Source organism: Streptomyces sp. CoH27, from assembly GCF_020181035.1.
Classification (GTDB): Bacteria; Actinomycetota; Actinomycetes; order Streptomycetales; family Streptomycetaceae; genus Streptomyces; species Streptomyces camelliae.
The window spans coordinates 196309-210148 of sequence record NZ_JAIQYY010000008.1 but is presented as its reverse complement, the minus strand read 5'-3'; the positions used below and the strand labels follow the sequence as shown (position 1 = coordinate 210148).

Below are 13840 nucleotides of genomic sequence, written 5' to 3'. Positions count from 1 at the left end.
ATCCCACGCCCGGAGGCCGACCAGTGACGTCAGCAGTCCGCCAAGGGTTCGCTGCCGCTCAGCACTCCGCCGTCCACCTGGAGATGCGCGACAGTTATATGACCGACGACCCTGTATTCATCGCGTGGCAGCAGGGACGCCCGTTCGACCCGGCCGAGGAGTACCGCTCGTGGTCCGAACTGATGCGAGAGGTGACCGGTCGCGGGGTGGTGGTTCGCCGCGCTCGCATCGTGTCGGAGCCGGTCAGCGAATACATCCGGTGGGAGCACTCCCTCACCGGTCCGCACAACATCGCGGCCGGTGAACAGGTCCGGTGGCTTCCCAGACCCCGAACCAAGGATCTCGCGCTCCCCGGGGTCGACTACTGGCTGTTCGACGGAACCACCGTGGTCTTCAATCACTTCACCGGCGACGGTCAATGGGCGGACCCCGGCATGGAAACGCTCACCGAGCCGGCCGTGGCCAAGCTGTGCTCGGCCGCGTTCGAGTCAGTGTGGGAGCGTGCCATCCCGCACGAGCAGTACCTCATCTGACCCGGCCCGACCCGACAACCTAACGGCCCACCCGCCGCCGCCCAGGAAACAGCGCGCACAGCGTCCCGCACACCAGCGCCCCGAACAGCAGCCCGCCCCACGGCACCCCACCCGGCCGGTGCGTGACCACCGCGTACGCGAAGGTGCCGAGGCCGCCGCCCAGCAGGAAGACGGCGAAGCCGCGCAGCCCCAGCCACCAGCGGGGGCGAACCGTCCGTGCGTTCATGCCGGGCATTGTGCACCCCACCGGATCACGGCCTCACTCCAGCCCCGACGCCCGGAACACACCCAGCGCCGTCTCCCGGTCCAGCCGGGACGACAGCCGGCGCAACGCGGTCTCCCCGCACAGCAGTACGCCGCTCGCCGCGGCCTTCCGCGCGCCCTCGTCGAGGAGGTGCCACAGCCGCGGGTTGCGCGCCAGCACCTCGGGGTCGATCTCGACGTGCCCGCCCAACGCGTCGCGCAGCAGCAGCCGTGGGGAGATGCCGTCCAGGCAGCGCACCGAGATCAGGAGGTCCGTGCGCACCCGGCGCTCGCGGCCCAGCCGGCGTGCGGCCAGCCAGTCGGTGCCGGCGGAGATCCGGGCGGGGTACAGCACGGCGAACAGCAGCCCCGAGATCGCGCACCACAGCGCAGTCCGCCACAGGGCGCCGCGGCCGGAGCCCCAGTCGACCAGGAGGAGCAGAGCGAGCAGGACGCCGGCGCAGCGGACGGCGCTCCACCACTCCTGTCGCCAGTCCTGGTCGTTCGCCACCACGCCGGAACCCGCCATGGCGACGACGGTACTGACCTGCGGAAGCGGATTCCGGCACCTTGACACGGCTCTGACGCGGATCCCTGTCAAGGTCCCGTCAAGACGGACCCATTGGGTGCGAAGATCCCGTAAAGACCGGTCGGATGCGGTCGGAAACGGACGGAACCTGGGTGCGCCCGCGCACGTAAGGAATGGGTGCGCCCGCGCACGTAAGGAAAAAAGAGGAGCACGTGCCCATGTCCGTCCTGACCACCGAACCGGATGCCGTCCCCGCCGGCGAGGAGCCTCCTGATACCGGCGAACGGCACCGGCTGACCGCCCTCACCGGGCTCGCCGCCCTGTCGCTGGACGCGATGGCCTCGGTGGCGTACGGGCCCGAGGCGATCGTGCTGGTCCTCGCCGCCGCCGGCGCGCACGGGCTGGGCTTCACCCTGCCGGTCACACTGGCCATCGCCGCCCTGCTCGCCGTCCTCGTCGCCTCCTACCGGCAGGTCATCGCGGCCTTCCCGGACGGCGGCGGGTCGTACGCCGTCGCCCGGACGCATCTGGGGGCGCGGACCAGTCTCGTCGCCGCCGCCTCCCTCGTCCTCGACTACGTCCTCAACGTCGCCGTCGCCGTCACCGCGGGCGTCGCCGCTCTCACCTCCGCCTTCCCCTCCCTCTACGCCGACCGGCTGTGGCTGTGCCTGGCCGTGCTCGCCCTGGTCACGGGCGTCAATCTGCGCGGCATCGCGGAGTCCGCGAAGGCCTTCATCGTGCCGACCGTCGTCTTCGTCGGGTCCGTCCTCGTCCTCATCGCCGTCGGGCTCTTCCGGTCCCACCCGGTGAGTACGGCGACCGCCGCCGGGCATGCCTCCGTCGTCGCGGGCAACGCCTCCGGCGTGGGCGCGCTGCTCCTGCTGAAAGCATTCGCCTCCGGCTGTGCCGCGCTGACCGGCGTCGAGGCCATCGCCAACGCCGTCCCCTCCTTCCGGGTCCCGCGGGTACGGCGGGCCCAGCGCGCGGAGGTCGCCCTGGGCGCCGTACTGGGCCTGATGCTGATCGGTCTGTCGGTGCTGATCGGCCGCTTCCACCTCCAGCCGGTCGCGGGCGTCACCGTCCTCGCCCAGCTCGCGGACGCCTCCCTCGGCCACAACTGGGCGTTCTACGTGCTCCAGTTCGCGACGATGATCCTGCTCGCCCTGTCCGCGAACACCTCCTTCGGCGGGCTCCCGGTGCTGCTGAAACTGCTCGCCCGGGACAACTACGCCCCGCACGTCTTCGCTCTGAAGGCCGACCGCCAGGTCCACCGGCACGGTGTCCTCGCGCTCGCCGTCGTCTCGGCCGCGCTGCTGGTCTTCTCCGGCGGCGACACCAACACCCTGGTGCCGATGTTCGCGATCGGTGTCTTCGTCGGCTTCACCATCGCCCAGGTGGGGATGGTTCGGCACTGGCGGCTCGAAAAGGGCCCCGGCTGGCGCGGGAAGGCGCTGCTCAACGGGTTCGGGGCCCTGCTCACCGGGGTCGCCGCCGTCGTGGTCACCGCGAGCAAGTTCACGGAGGGCGCCTGGCTGATCGTCGTCGCGCTGCCGCTGCTGGTGGCCGCCTTCCTCGCCGTCCACCGCGCCTACGGCCGGATCGGCGAGCGGCTCGGGCTCGGCCGGATCCCCGAGGCCCCGCACCGCGACCGCTCGCTGGTGATCGTGCCGGTGTCCTCGCTGTCCCGGCTCACCTCCGAGGCGCTGACCGCGGCCGCCTCCCTCGGTGACGAGGTCCGCGCGGTGACCGTCTGCTACCCCGACCCCGAGGACCGGGCCCAGCTGCACGCCCTGGAGCGCGCCTGGGCCGAGTGGGACCCCGGGGTGCCCCTGGTACGGCTGGCGTGCGAGCGGCGCACCCTCGGCCGGCCCATCGCCGCGTACGTCGGTGCGGCGGCCGCCGAACCGGGCACCCGGGTCACCGTCCTCATCCCGGAGGCCGAGCCGGAGCGGCTGTGGCAGCGGCTGCTCCAGAACCAGCGGGGCGCGGTCGTCGCGCACGCCGTACGGCGGGAGACGGACGCGGTGATCTGCCGGCTGCGGTTCCGGCTGTCGTAACCGGCCACGGGGGAGCCGCGGCCGGAGGACAGCCGTGGGCGGGCGGTCGGATCCGGCCGGACAGGCGACTGCGGGTGAGCGGGGAGCCGATCACTCCGTCCCCGGCCGGCGCGCGGCCGGTGACACCTACACTGAGGGCCGCGCGTTCCTGTGACGCGGCGGACCGGGCAGGGGACGGACGGGAGAGGACTGTGGGGCAGATGGCCGGCGGTTTCGAGGATCCGTCCGCCGAGGTGCTCGCGGAGGCCGCCGCCGCGTTCGGGCTGCTGGCGGCGGCGCCCCGGCTGCACATCATGTGGGCGCTGGCCCAGGGCGAGAGCGATGTCAGCCATCTCGCGGACCGGGTCGGCGGTGCGCTGCCCGCGGTCAGCCAGCACCTGTCGAAGCTGAAGCTCGCCGGTCTCGTCCGCTCCCGCCGTGAGGGCCGGCGGCAGATCTACTACGTCGGCGACCCCGATGTCGTCACGGTCGTACGGGTGATGGTCGGTCAGCTCGCCCAGCGTGCCGCGCAGGCACCCGGGGCGACGGGCGGGCTGCAGGGGACCGGTGCCTAGGACCGCCCCGGCCTGGGGAGAGGACGCCGGGACGCCGGTGCCGGGGGCCGTGCCCGAAGCGCCGGCCGCGAGCGAGCCCGGGGAAGCGGCCGCGGCGACCGCGCTGCAGGTGCTGCGGCGGCTGGACACCGGGCCGCGCGGGCTGACGGAGGACGAGGCCGCGCTCCGCCTGGGCCGGGTCGGGGCGAACACGCTGCCGGCCCGCCGGCACGCCTCCTGGCCGCGGCTGCTGCTGCGGGGCCTGCGCGATCCGTTCACCGCCGTGCTGCTGTGCCTCGCCCTGGTCTCCGCCGCCGTGTTCGCCTGGTCCACCGCCTGTGTGATCCTCGTGCTGGTCGTGACCAGCAGTGTGCTGCGGGCCTCCGGCGAGTACCGCGCCGACCGGTCCATGGCCCATTTGCGCGAGCTGGTCGCCACCACCTCCTCCGTGCTGCGGCGGGCCGCCGAGGACGCGGCACCCGTCGCCCGGGAGGTCCCGGTGGAGGAACTGGTCCCCGGCGACATCGTCCAGCTCGGCCCGGGGGACCTGGTCCCGGCGGACGTACGGCTGCTGCGCGCCCGGGGTCTCACGGTGCATCAGGCGGCGCTGACCGGGGAGTCGGTCCCCGTCGCGAAGCACGCGGGGGACGTCGCCGGGCCGGACCGGGGCGCGGTGTTCGAGCAGCCGCAGCTGTGCTTCCAGGGCAGCAGCGTCGCCACCGGCAGCGCTACCGCGGTCGTGGTGGACACTGGCGGGCGCACCCGGTTCGCGGCGGCTCACGACCGTACGGCAGGGCTGCGCGAGGCGAGTGCCTTCGACCGGTCGGTGTACGGCATCTCGTGGATCCTGATCCGGTTCATGCTGCTCACCCCGCCCCTGGTGCTGATGGCCAACGCGGCGCTGCGCGACCGGGGCCTGGAGACCCTGCCGTTCGCGGTGGCGGTGGCGGTGGGGCTGACGCCGGAGATGCTGCCGGTCGTCGTGACCACCTGTCTGGCGCGCGGGGCGGCGCTGCTGGCCCGCGCGCACGGGGTGATCGTCAAACGGCTCCCGGCCCTGCACGACCTGGGCGCGGTCGACGTGCTGTGCCTGGACAAGACGGGCACCCTCACCCAGGACCGGCCGGTGGTCGAGCGGGGCCTGGACGCGGCAGGCGCAGACGCCCCCGAGGCGGTGCACTGGGCCGCCGTCAACGCCTGGTGGACCCTGCAACTGGCCGAACTGCCCGCGCCCGACGCCCTGGACGAGGCGGTCCTGGACGCGGCCGACGAGGACGGCCTCATGGCGTACGACGGGATCGCGGCGCTGCCGTTCGACCCCGTGCGCCGGCTGTCCACGGCCGTGGTGCGCACCCCCGGCCGGCTGGGCACGCACACGCTCGTCGTCAAGGGCGCCGTGGAAGCCGTCCTGGAGCGCTGCGCCCTGCGGCCGGAGGAGACGCGGCGGCTGACCGAGCTCGCGGACCGGGCCGCGCGGGACGGCCTGCGGGTGCTGGCGGTCGCCACCGCCGAACGCCCGGCCCGGCTGCGCGACTACACCCCGGCCGACGAACGCGGCCTGGACTTCCGGGGCCTGGTCACCCTGCGCGACGCCCTCGCGCCCACCGCCGCGCCGGCCCTGGCCGCGCTCGCCGGCCGGGGCGTCACCGTCAAGATCCTCACCGGCGACCACCCGGGCACCGCCGCGCGCGCCTGCCGCGATCTGGGCATCGCGCTCGGTGCGGACGCGGTGGTCACCGCCGACCGCACCGACGCCCTGACCGACGCCGAACTGGCCCAGCTGGCCGCCCGTACGACGGTCTTCGCCCGCTGCACCCCGGAGCACAAGGCGCGGATCAGCGCCGCGCTGCGCACCGGCGGGCACACGGTGGGCTTCCTCGGGGACGGCGTCAACGACGTGTCCGCGCTGTGGGCGGCCGACGTCGGCATCGCCCCGCGCGACGCCACCGACGTGGCCCGGGAGAGCGCCGACGTGGTGCTCGCCGAGAAGGACCTCACCGCAGTCGACCACGCCATCGCCGCGGGCCGACTGAGCGGCGGCAACATCGCCACGTATCTGCGCATCACCCTGTCGTCGAACCTCGGCAACGTCGTCGCGATGCTCGCCGCCGGCCTGCTGCTGCCCTTCCTGCCGATGCTCCCGGCCCAGGTGCTGGTGCAGAACCTGTGCTTCGACTCGGTGCAGCTCGCCTTCGCCTACGACCGCCCCCACCCGGCGTTGCTGCGCCGGCCGGCCCGCCTCGACCCGCGCGCCCTGCTGCGCTTCATCACCGGGTTCGGCATCCTCAACGCGGCGGCCGACCTCGCGACCTTCGGCGTCCTGGCGCTCGCCCTGCACGGCCGGGGGCCGGGGGAGGACGAGGCGGTGTTCCACTCCGGCTGGTTCACCGAGAACCTGATCACCCAGAGCCTGGTGATGCTGCTGCTGCGCACCGGCCGCCGGCTGTTCGAGGACCGCCCGCCCGGCCCGGTGGGCTGGACGGCGGGCGCCCTGGCGGTCATCGGCGTGCTCCTGCCGCCGTCCCCGCTCGGCCCGCCGCTCGGTCTGACGGCATTGCCACCGGAGTATTACCTGCTTCTCACCGTCGTCCTCGCGCTGTACGCCGCCGCGCTCGTCCTGGCCCGCACCCGCCAGGAACAGCACCTCATCGGGCGGGGCGAATGGGTGGAAAGCGGTCGTTTTCCGCGCTGACGTTCCCGGGATGGAGGCGGTGAACGGGCCGCTTCGTGCGACCTGTCCGCGTTTTTACACTCGTGTAGTAGCTTCTGCGCGCGGAGCCGCCCCTCGCGCGTGCTGTCCCCGGCTCCATCCCTTGTCGCGCACCTGGAGTCGAAGGCCGGCCGATGTCCGTTCTGACCTATCCCGAAGCCGTGGGCGTGGGCCTGCTGCAAGGCGTCACCGAACTGTTCCCCGTCTCCAGCCTGGGGCACAGCATCCTGATACCCGCGCTGCTGGGCGGGCACTGGAAGCACGACCTCGACGTCTCCGCCGACGGATCCCTGTACCTCAACGAGCTGGTCGGCCTCCATCTGGCCACCGCGCTCGCCCTCGTCGTCTACTTCTGGCGGGACTGGGTGCGGGTGATCCGCGGCCTGTCCACGTCGATCACCCAGCGCCGGATCGAGACCGTCGACCAGAAACTCGCCTGGCTGATCATCACCGCGTGCGTCCCGGTCGCGGTCGCGGGCGTCGCGCTCGACAAGGTGTTCCGTACGACGCTCGGCAAGCCCGTCCCGACCGCGATCTTCCTGGCGCTCAACGGCATCGTGCTCTTCGTCACCGAGCAGCTGCGGCGCGGCGGGACCGGCCGCCGGCGGGCCGGAGCCGCCGTCGCCCCCGGCGAGGAGCATCTGTCCGCGGACGAGCAGTCGGACCTGCGGATCACCCGCATGACGATCCGGCAGGCCGTGACGATCGGCGCGGCCCAGATCCTCGCCCTGTGCCCCGGCATCAGCCGCTCCGGCTCCACCATCAGCGCGGGCATCTTCAAGGGCCTGGGCCACGAGGACTCCGCGCGCTTCGCGTTCCTGCTCGCCACGCCGGTGATCGGCGGCGCCGCGCTGCTCAAGCTGCCGCCGCTGCTCGGCCCGCAGGGCAACGGCCTGCGCGGTCCGCTGCTGGCGGGCAGCGTGGCCGCGTTCGTGGCGGCCTACCTCGCCACCCGCTTCCTCGTGCGCTACTTCGAGGACCGCACCCTGATCCCGTTCGCGATCTACTGCTCCGTCGCGGGCCTCGGCAGCCTGGCCTACTTCACCCTCGCCTGACCGCGCGCGGGCCGGCGCTAGGCCCGCACCGGCCGCTGGACCTTGATCGACTGAAGCAGCCCCACGGCCACCCACACGGCGAACATGGACGAGCCGCCGTAGGAGACGAAGGGCAGCGGGATGCCCGCCACCGGCATGATGCCGAGCGCCATCCCGATGTTCTCGAAGGACTGGAAGGCGAACCAGGCGACGATCCCGGCGGCCACGATCGTGCTGTACAGCTCGGTCGACTCGCGCGCGATACGGCAGGCCCGCCACAGGATGACCCCGATCAGGCCGATGATCAGGATGCCGCCGGCGAAGCCCAGCTCCTCCCCGGCGACCGTGTAGACGAAGTCGGTCTGCTGCTCCGGCACGAACTGCCCGGTGGTCTGCGCCCCGTGGAAGAGCCCCTGCCCCGTCAGGCCGCCGGAGCCGATGGCGATCCGGGCCTGGTTGGTGTTGTAGCCGACGCCGGAGGGGTCCAGGCTCGGATCGGCGAAGGCGGCGAAGCGGTTGATCTGGTACTGGTCCAGCAGATGCAACTGCCAGATGGCGACCGCGCCGAGCACCCCGACGGAGAGCAGCCCGAAGATCCACCGGTTGGAGGCGCCGGAGGCGAGCAGCACACCCAGGATCGTCACGGTCATGACCATCGTCGAGCCGAGGTCGGGCATCATCATGACGACCATGATCGGTACGGCGGCCAGCCCCAGCGCCTGGATCACGGTGCGGCTGTCGGGATACGGCCGGTCGCCGGCGTCGACCTGCGCCGACAGCAGCATCGCCATGCCCAGGATGATCGAGACCTTCACGAACTCCGAGGGCTGGAGCGAGAACCCGCCGCCCAGCACGATCCAGTTGCGGTTGCCGTTGATGGTCGCGCCGAGCGGAGTGAGCACCGCCAGCACGCCCGCCAGGGACAGGCCGTAGAGGACCGGCACCGCGTTGCGCAGGGCGCGGTGGCCCAGCCAGAGGGTGCCGGTCATCAGGACGAACCCGATGCCGAGGTTCATCAGATGCCGGACCAGGAAGTAGTGCGGGTCTCCCTGGTTGATGGCGGTGCGGTTCCGGGTCGCCGAGTAGACGAGCAGCGAGCCGATGAACGACAGCGCGAGCGCCGACAGGAGTATGGGCCAGTCCAGCCGCCGGATCACGGAATCGCGGGCGAGGAGCCGCGTCCACCGGGGCCGTTCGGGCCCGTACCCCGAGACGGAGAAGCTTTTCACGCTGGTCATGTCAGCAGCCTCCGGCCTGCCCACCTGCCTGGTCGCCGAAATGCTAGCTGCGCAGTTGCGTAAGACAGCAAACGTCACGCGTGCCGGAAGGTAAGAGTCAGGTGGTGGCCGGCCTGGTGAGGAGCAGCTCGGTGTTGTGGTCGGCGGCGGTGCCGATGCGGGTGGCGGGGGTGGCGTAGGGGTCGTTGTAGGCGAGTTCGCGGTACAGGGCGGCGAGGCCGGGGTCGGAGGTGTCGGCGAAGTCGGTCCGGTAGGGGGCGGCGGACTCGATGAGGGTGGTGAACAGCGAGAGGGTGCCGTCGTGATTGTCGGCGATCTCGATGATCCGGGCGTGGTGCGGATAGTCCACGTGCGAGGCGGTGTTGATCTCCCAGAAGGCCCGCTCCGCGACGCTGTGGCCGTGCGGGATGATCTGGTTGGTGTGGGTGTGCCCGTTGACCCAGGCCACGACGTTCGGGAACCGCTGGAGCAGGGCGACCAGCTCGGCCCCGCTGTGCCGCCCCTCGAAGAGCCGGTACGGATCGGGCAGCAGGTTCCCCATGGTGCCGCTGGTGTGATGGCTGAACACCACGACGAGCCGGCTCTGGGATCCGCCTCGCACGACATGCCCGTCACCGTCGTACCAGTGCCCGCTGTTGGCCTTGAGGACCGACTCCAGCCAGTGCAGCTGCGCCGTACCGAGGGAACCGTCGGCGAATCCGGCGCGGTTGGTGGTGTCGAGGCTGATGCCGAGGACACCGTCGGCGAGGTCGAAGGTGTAGTAGAGCCGCCCGCTGTCGGCGGACTCCTGGCTGAACCCGTGCCCGACGGGTCCGGCGCCGGTGTGCGCGGGGTCGAGGTGGGCGCGGGCGAACTCGGCGGGCGTGAACGGGTGCCGCCGCTCGTCGGGCGTCACGGTACGCAGGGCACCGCCGCCGGCCAGCAGCTTGCCGAGCAGGAGGACGGCCTCACCGGGATCGTGCAGCAGGGCGTCCGCGAGCTGCCGGGCGGTGGCGTCGTCACACCCCTCGACCTTCCGCGCCCCGGTGTAGAGGTCGTTCAGCAGTCCCAGATCGGGCAGGCTGCCCTCGATGCTGTCGTCGTGGTTGCCGACCGTGGTGTACCAGGGCACGCTCAGCCCGGGCGCGTCGAAGGGCCGGATGGCGGAGCTGAGCAGCCCGGGAATCAGCGGCAACCCCTTGGCCTTGTAGGCGTCCTGAAGCCCGGACTCGGGATTCCAGTACATCCCGCTCCCGGAGTTCTGCACCCCCTCGTACCGCCCGGGATCCCCACTGTTCGGAGTGATCCGCCCGCCGCTCATGACGGTGAGATACCAGTCGAGCTCGATCCGCTCGTGGTTGTCGGTGTTGTCCCCGGTGGCCATGACGAAGGAGAACGGCAGCCCCGTGTAGGGCCCTTGCCGCACCGCGTTGACCCGCTCGACGAGCGACGAGGCGCCCCGTACGGTCAGCGTCTCCTGCGGCCGGTGCGCACTGTCGTTGAACCGCGCCAGATACTCGAACCGCACCGGCGACTCGGTGTCCGTCAGATGCAGATCGGTGAACTGCACGAAGGAGGCGAGCCCGGCCCGACGCGCGTCCCGCCCGCCGTCGGCCCCGGCCAGCTCACCCCGCACCACCAACGGCCACCCGGGCCCGGCCACCAGCCGCTTGTACGCCCCGTCCCCCACGGGCATGGCCACCTGCTCCAGCGTGGTCCCGCCGATCCGCACGGCCCGCTCGGCACTGCGCGTCAGGGCCCGCTCCCGCGCCGCGGCCCGCCCCGGCCACAGCGCGACACCGGCCCCCGCCCCGGCCATCCCCGCGACCAACCGCCGCCGACTGATCCCACCCATGAATCCCCCTGTCCACCAAGGCGTTCGCCTCGTCCGTCTCACTCACCGGGCCGAGACGGCCCGCCGCCCGAACCTTACTGACGAGTAGTGAGGTGTCCAGGGGGTGGACGCAAACTTGGGGGAAACAGGGGGTCAAACAGGGGACTTGGGTACTGCTCAGGCGCCCGCGGCCGTGACGACGGCGTCGGTGGCGAAGCCGAGCAGGAGGCCGAGGAGGATGCACCAGGTGGTGAGCGTCTTGAAGCCGGCCTTACGGGCCACGGCCAGCAGCTCGATGACGACGTAGAGGATCGAGCCCGCGGCGAGGCCGAGGAAGGCGATGGACAGGGTGTCGTTGACGAGGTGCTGGCCGACGACCGTGCCGAGGAAGGTGGGGCCGCCGCCGATCAGGCCGAGCCACAGCAGGGTGAGCCAGGAGGGGCGTTCGCCCTCGGCGGCCAGCGGGGCGACGATGCCGAAGCCTTCGGTGGCGTTGTGCAGGCCGAAGCCGACGATCAGCAGCACGGCGAGGGAGAGTTCGCCCTGGGCGGCGGAGTTGCCGATGGCCAGGCCCTCGGCGAAGTTGTGCAGTCCGATGCCGGTGGCGATCATCAGCGCGAGCGAGCTCGCCTGACTGCGGACCTTCGGCGCCGCTTCGGCCAGTTCGGCGGAGGCGGCCGCGCCGGGGCCCGCGGACCGGGCGGCGGCGGCGCGGTCCACGGCGGCCTTGCGGCGGCGGGCGATCCAGCCGTCGTAGTGGACGAGTCCGGCGAGTCCGATGGTCAGGCCCGCGACCAGGGTGAGGCCCCCGGACGCCACCGTCCCCCAGTCGTGCTTGCCGAGCGCCTCGTCGGTGGGCTCCCAGGCGTGGGTCAGCACGTCCCAGACGAGGAAGACCAGGATGCCGATGGCCACCGCGTTCAGGCCCGCCTTGAGCCGGGGCGTCGGCGTGCGCAGGCGGCCGAGGGGCAGGCCGAGGTAGATGGTGAAGCCTGCGATGGCACCGAGCAAGGTGATGTTCGCGCTGGACATGACGGGACTCCGGTCTGACGTGCACAAGAAGCCCACAGAACGTAAAGGAGGTAAGCCTTACCTAACAAGGCAGGGTGGCTGACTTGATGGAAGCTTGGCGAAGTCATTACGTGCGTCATTCCGACGGATTTCGCCGCCGAGGACGACGAATCGCTGGTCATCGACGCCTGCGCACTCCTGGCCAGACGGACTGACGCTTCCACGCGGCAGGACATCCTGCTCGTCCGAGCCGATCTAGTAGGGCACTGTGTTGCACCAGGTCTGCGCCCAGGCGGAGGCGCCGTACTTGTTGGCCGCGCGCACGGTGATGCAGATCTTGTCGCCCGAGTACGGGCCGTTGATCGTGTAGCTGGTGTTGCTGGTGGAGTAGACGGTGTCGACGTTCTTCGCCGTGAAGTTGCTGCCCTTGTCGGTGTAGTGGATGTCGTAGCGGGTCGCTCGGGAGACCGCCGTCCAGCTCGCCTTGATCGGCATGTCGCACGCTCCGAAGCAGGAGTTCGTGTACTGAAGGCGGTAGCTCTTCAGATCGGGCGGCGAGGAGCCGGCGGAGGAACCGGAGGACGAGTCGCCGGAGCCGGACGAGCTTCCAGCGGTCGTGTCCGAGGAGTTGCCGGACGAGCCGCGGCCGGAAGCGTCCCCGCCGGCCGTCCCTGCGCTCCCGCTGCCTCCCTCCGCCTTGCCGCCGTTCGTGGCGTCCCCGCCACCATCGGAACCCGTTTCCTTCTTGTTCTTCCCGTTCTTCCCGTCGGACGTCTTGGACGGTGAACCGCCGCGCGTCACAGGTGAGTCACTGCCTTCCGGCGTGGGACTCACGCTGCTGCCCGGCGCCTGGGCGTGGGCTCCGCCCCGATCGCTGCTCCAGGACCAGGGCTGGAGCACGACCATCGTGGTCCCACCGACGGTGAGGACGACGACCACGGGCAGGGCGATGAAGGTGCGGCGGCGGCGCGGGCGGCGTTCACGCTCTTTCGGCTCGCCGCCACTGCCCGGCTCGCCGCCGCTGCCCGGCTCGCCGCCGCTGCCCGGCTCGCCGCCGCTGCCCGGCGCGACGGCCGCGGGCGGCTCGGACGGCGGGCGCAGGCCCACGGTTGCCCGGTCCACGGACTCCTCGCGCAGCGGCCGCACCTCGGCGTCGAGCAGCTCGGCGGCCTGCCGAGCGATGCGGGCGAGGACGTCGGCGGGCAGCCACGCCTTGCCGACGGCCGAGGGCCGAGCCCGCTCCGGGTCGGCCAACAGCTCGTCCACATCGGGCCGTTGCCCGGCGTCCTTGGTCAGACACCGCGTGATGAGCGCCCGCAGAGCGGGGTCCTCGACACCCTTCAGATCCGGCTCGTCCTGCACGATCTGGTACATGACCGCGTGATGGTTGCCGGCCCCGTGCCCGAAAGGCAGCCGCCCCGTCGCCGCGTACGTGAGCACACACCCGAGGGTGAACACATCGCTCCTGGGTCCGGCGCTCTGCCCCTGGACCTGCTCCGGCGACATGAAGCCGGGCGACCCGACGACCATCCCCGTACTGGTCAGAAGCGACTCGACGGAGGTCTCCAGGGCCCGCGCGATCCCGAAGTCGATGACCTTGACCCCGTCCACGGTCAGCATGACGTTCGACGGCTTCAGGTCGCGGTGCACGATCCCCGCGTCATGGATGTCCTTCAGGGCGCGCAGCAACCCCTCGGCGAGGGTGTGCAGGGACTCGGCAGGCAACGGGCCGTACCCCCGCACGACCTGCTCCAGCGAGAGGCCCGGCACATACCCGGTGGCGACCCACGGTGGCTTCTCGTCGGGCCCGGCGTCGAGCACGGGTGCCGTGTACCGCTCGGCGACCCGGCTCGCGGCCTCGATCTCCCGCCGGAACCGCGCCCGGAACCGCGCGTCCGACACATGCTCCTCGTGCACCACCTTCACGGCGACGGTGCGCCCGCCGTCGGACCGTGCGAGGAACACTCTCCCCATGCCACCGGCGCCGAGCCGCCCGAGCAGCAGGTACGGCCCGATCCGTGCCGGGTCCAAGGCGGTGAGCGGTTCGACGCCCCCGCCGAAGCGGTCGTCCCGCCGGGTCTCCCGCTCGCCGCGCCCGCCCCCGTGCGTACCGCTCATGCTGGTATGACTCCCCGCCTC

General features: G+C 72.0%; 11 protein-coding genes. 5 read left to right on the top strand and 6 right to left on the bottom strand.

Annotated elements, in window-relative coordinates:
- Positions 1 to 23 precede the first annotated feature (23 nt).
- Entirely contained in the window at positions 24 to 533 is a 510-nt protein-coding gene (locus LE548_RS15120) for a DUF6879 family protein (RefSeq protein ID WP_374116096.1), read from the top strand.
- 19 nt (positions 534 to 552) lie between these two features.
- Here LE548_RS15120 and LE548_RS15115 read toward each other — a convergent pair whose 3' ends face one another.
- Both LE548_RS15115 and LE548_RS15110 read right to left on the bottom strand, forming a co-directional pair.
- Positions 553 to 759 carry a hypothetical protein gene (locus tag LE548_RS15115; protein ID WP_225097343.1) on the bottom strand — a complete coding sequence of 69 codons (207 nt, stop codon included), beginning with the start codon at positions 757 to 759 and terminating at the stop codon, positions 553 to 555.
- 33 nt (positions 760 to 792) lie between these two features.
- On the bottom strand, positions 793 to 1305 hold the full coding sequence (locus LE548_RS15110) for a hypothetical protein (RefSeq protein WP_225097342.1): 513 nt from the start codon (positions 1303 to 1305) through the stop codon (positions 793 to 795).
- 218 nt (positions 1306 to 1523) lie between these two features.
- Here LE548_RS15110 and LE548_RS15105 point away from each other — a divergent pair, with 218 nt between their 5' ends.
- The 4 genes from LE548_RS15105 to LE548_RS15090 all read left to right on the top strand — a co-directional run bounded on the left by LE548_RS15105 (position 1524) and on the right by LE548_RS15090 (position 7660).
- Positions 1524 to 3362, top strand: a complete 1839-nt coding sequence (locus tag LE548_RS15105) for an APC family permease (RefSeq protein ID WP_225097341.1) — start codon at positions 1524 to 1526, stop codon at positions 3360 to 3362.
- A gap of 200 nt (positions 3363 to 3562) precedes the next feature.
- The gene (locus LE548_RS15100; RefSeq protein WP_263636140.1) at positions 3563 to 3916 is read left to right on the top strand and encodes a metalloregulator ArsR/SmtB family transcription factor; all 354 of its coding nucleotides are present in this window, start codon (positions 3563 to 3565) and stop codon (positions 3914 to 3916) included.
- Between the two features lie 49 nt (positions 3917 to 3965).
- Positions 3966 to 6587, top strand: a complete 2622-nt coding sequence (gene mgtA / locus LE548_RS15095; protein WP_225097339.1) for a magnesium-translocating P-type ATPase — start codon at positions 3966 to 3968, stop codon at positions 6585 to 6587.
- A 152-nt stretch (positions 6588 to 6739) separates the two neighbouring features.
- Positions 6740 to 7660 carry an undecaprenyl-diphosphate phosphatase gene (locus LE548_RS15090; protein ID WP_225097338.1) on the top strand — a complete coding sequence of 307 codons (921 nt, stop codon included), beginning with the start codon at positions 6740 to 6742 and terminating at the stop codon, positions 7658 to 7660.
- Positions 7661 to 7677: 17 nt separating this feature from the next.
- Here LE548_RS15090 and rodA read toward each other — a convergent pair whose 3' ends face one another.
- The 4 genes from rodA to LE548_RS15070 form a co-directional block, all read right to left on the bottom strand.
- A complete protein-coding gene (gene rodA, locus LE548_RS15085) occupies positions 7678 to 8877 on the bottom strand; it encodes a rod shape-determining protein RodA (RefSeq protein ID WP_225097337.1) in 1200 nt (399 codons plus the stop codon).
- Between the two features lie 97 nt (positions 8878 to 8974).
- Positions 8975 to 10711, bottom strand: coding sequence for a TIGR03767 family metallophosphoesterase (locus LE548_RS15080; RefSeq protein WP_225097336.1), 1737 nt, complete (start codon positions 10709 to 10711; stop codon positions 8975 to 8977).
- A gap of 156 nt (positions 10712 to 10867) precedes the next feature.
- Positions 10868 to 11722: a ZIP family metal transporter gene (locus LE548_RS15075; protein WP_225097335.1), complete on the bottom strand. Its 855-nt coding sequence runs from the start codon at positions 11720 to 11722 to the stop codon at positions 10868 to 10870.
- Positions 11723 to 11956: 234 nt separating this feature from the next.
- Complete coding sequence (locus tag LE548_RS15070; RefSeq protein WP_225097334.1) at positions 11957 to 13819, bottom strand: protein kinase; 1863 nt, start codon at positions 13817 to 13819, stop codon at positions 11957 to 11959.
- Positions 13820 to 13840 lie beyond the last annotated feature (21 nt).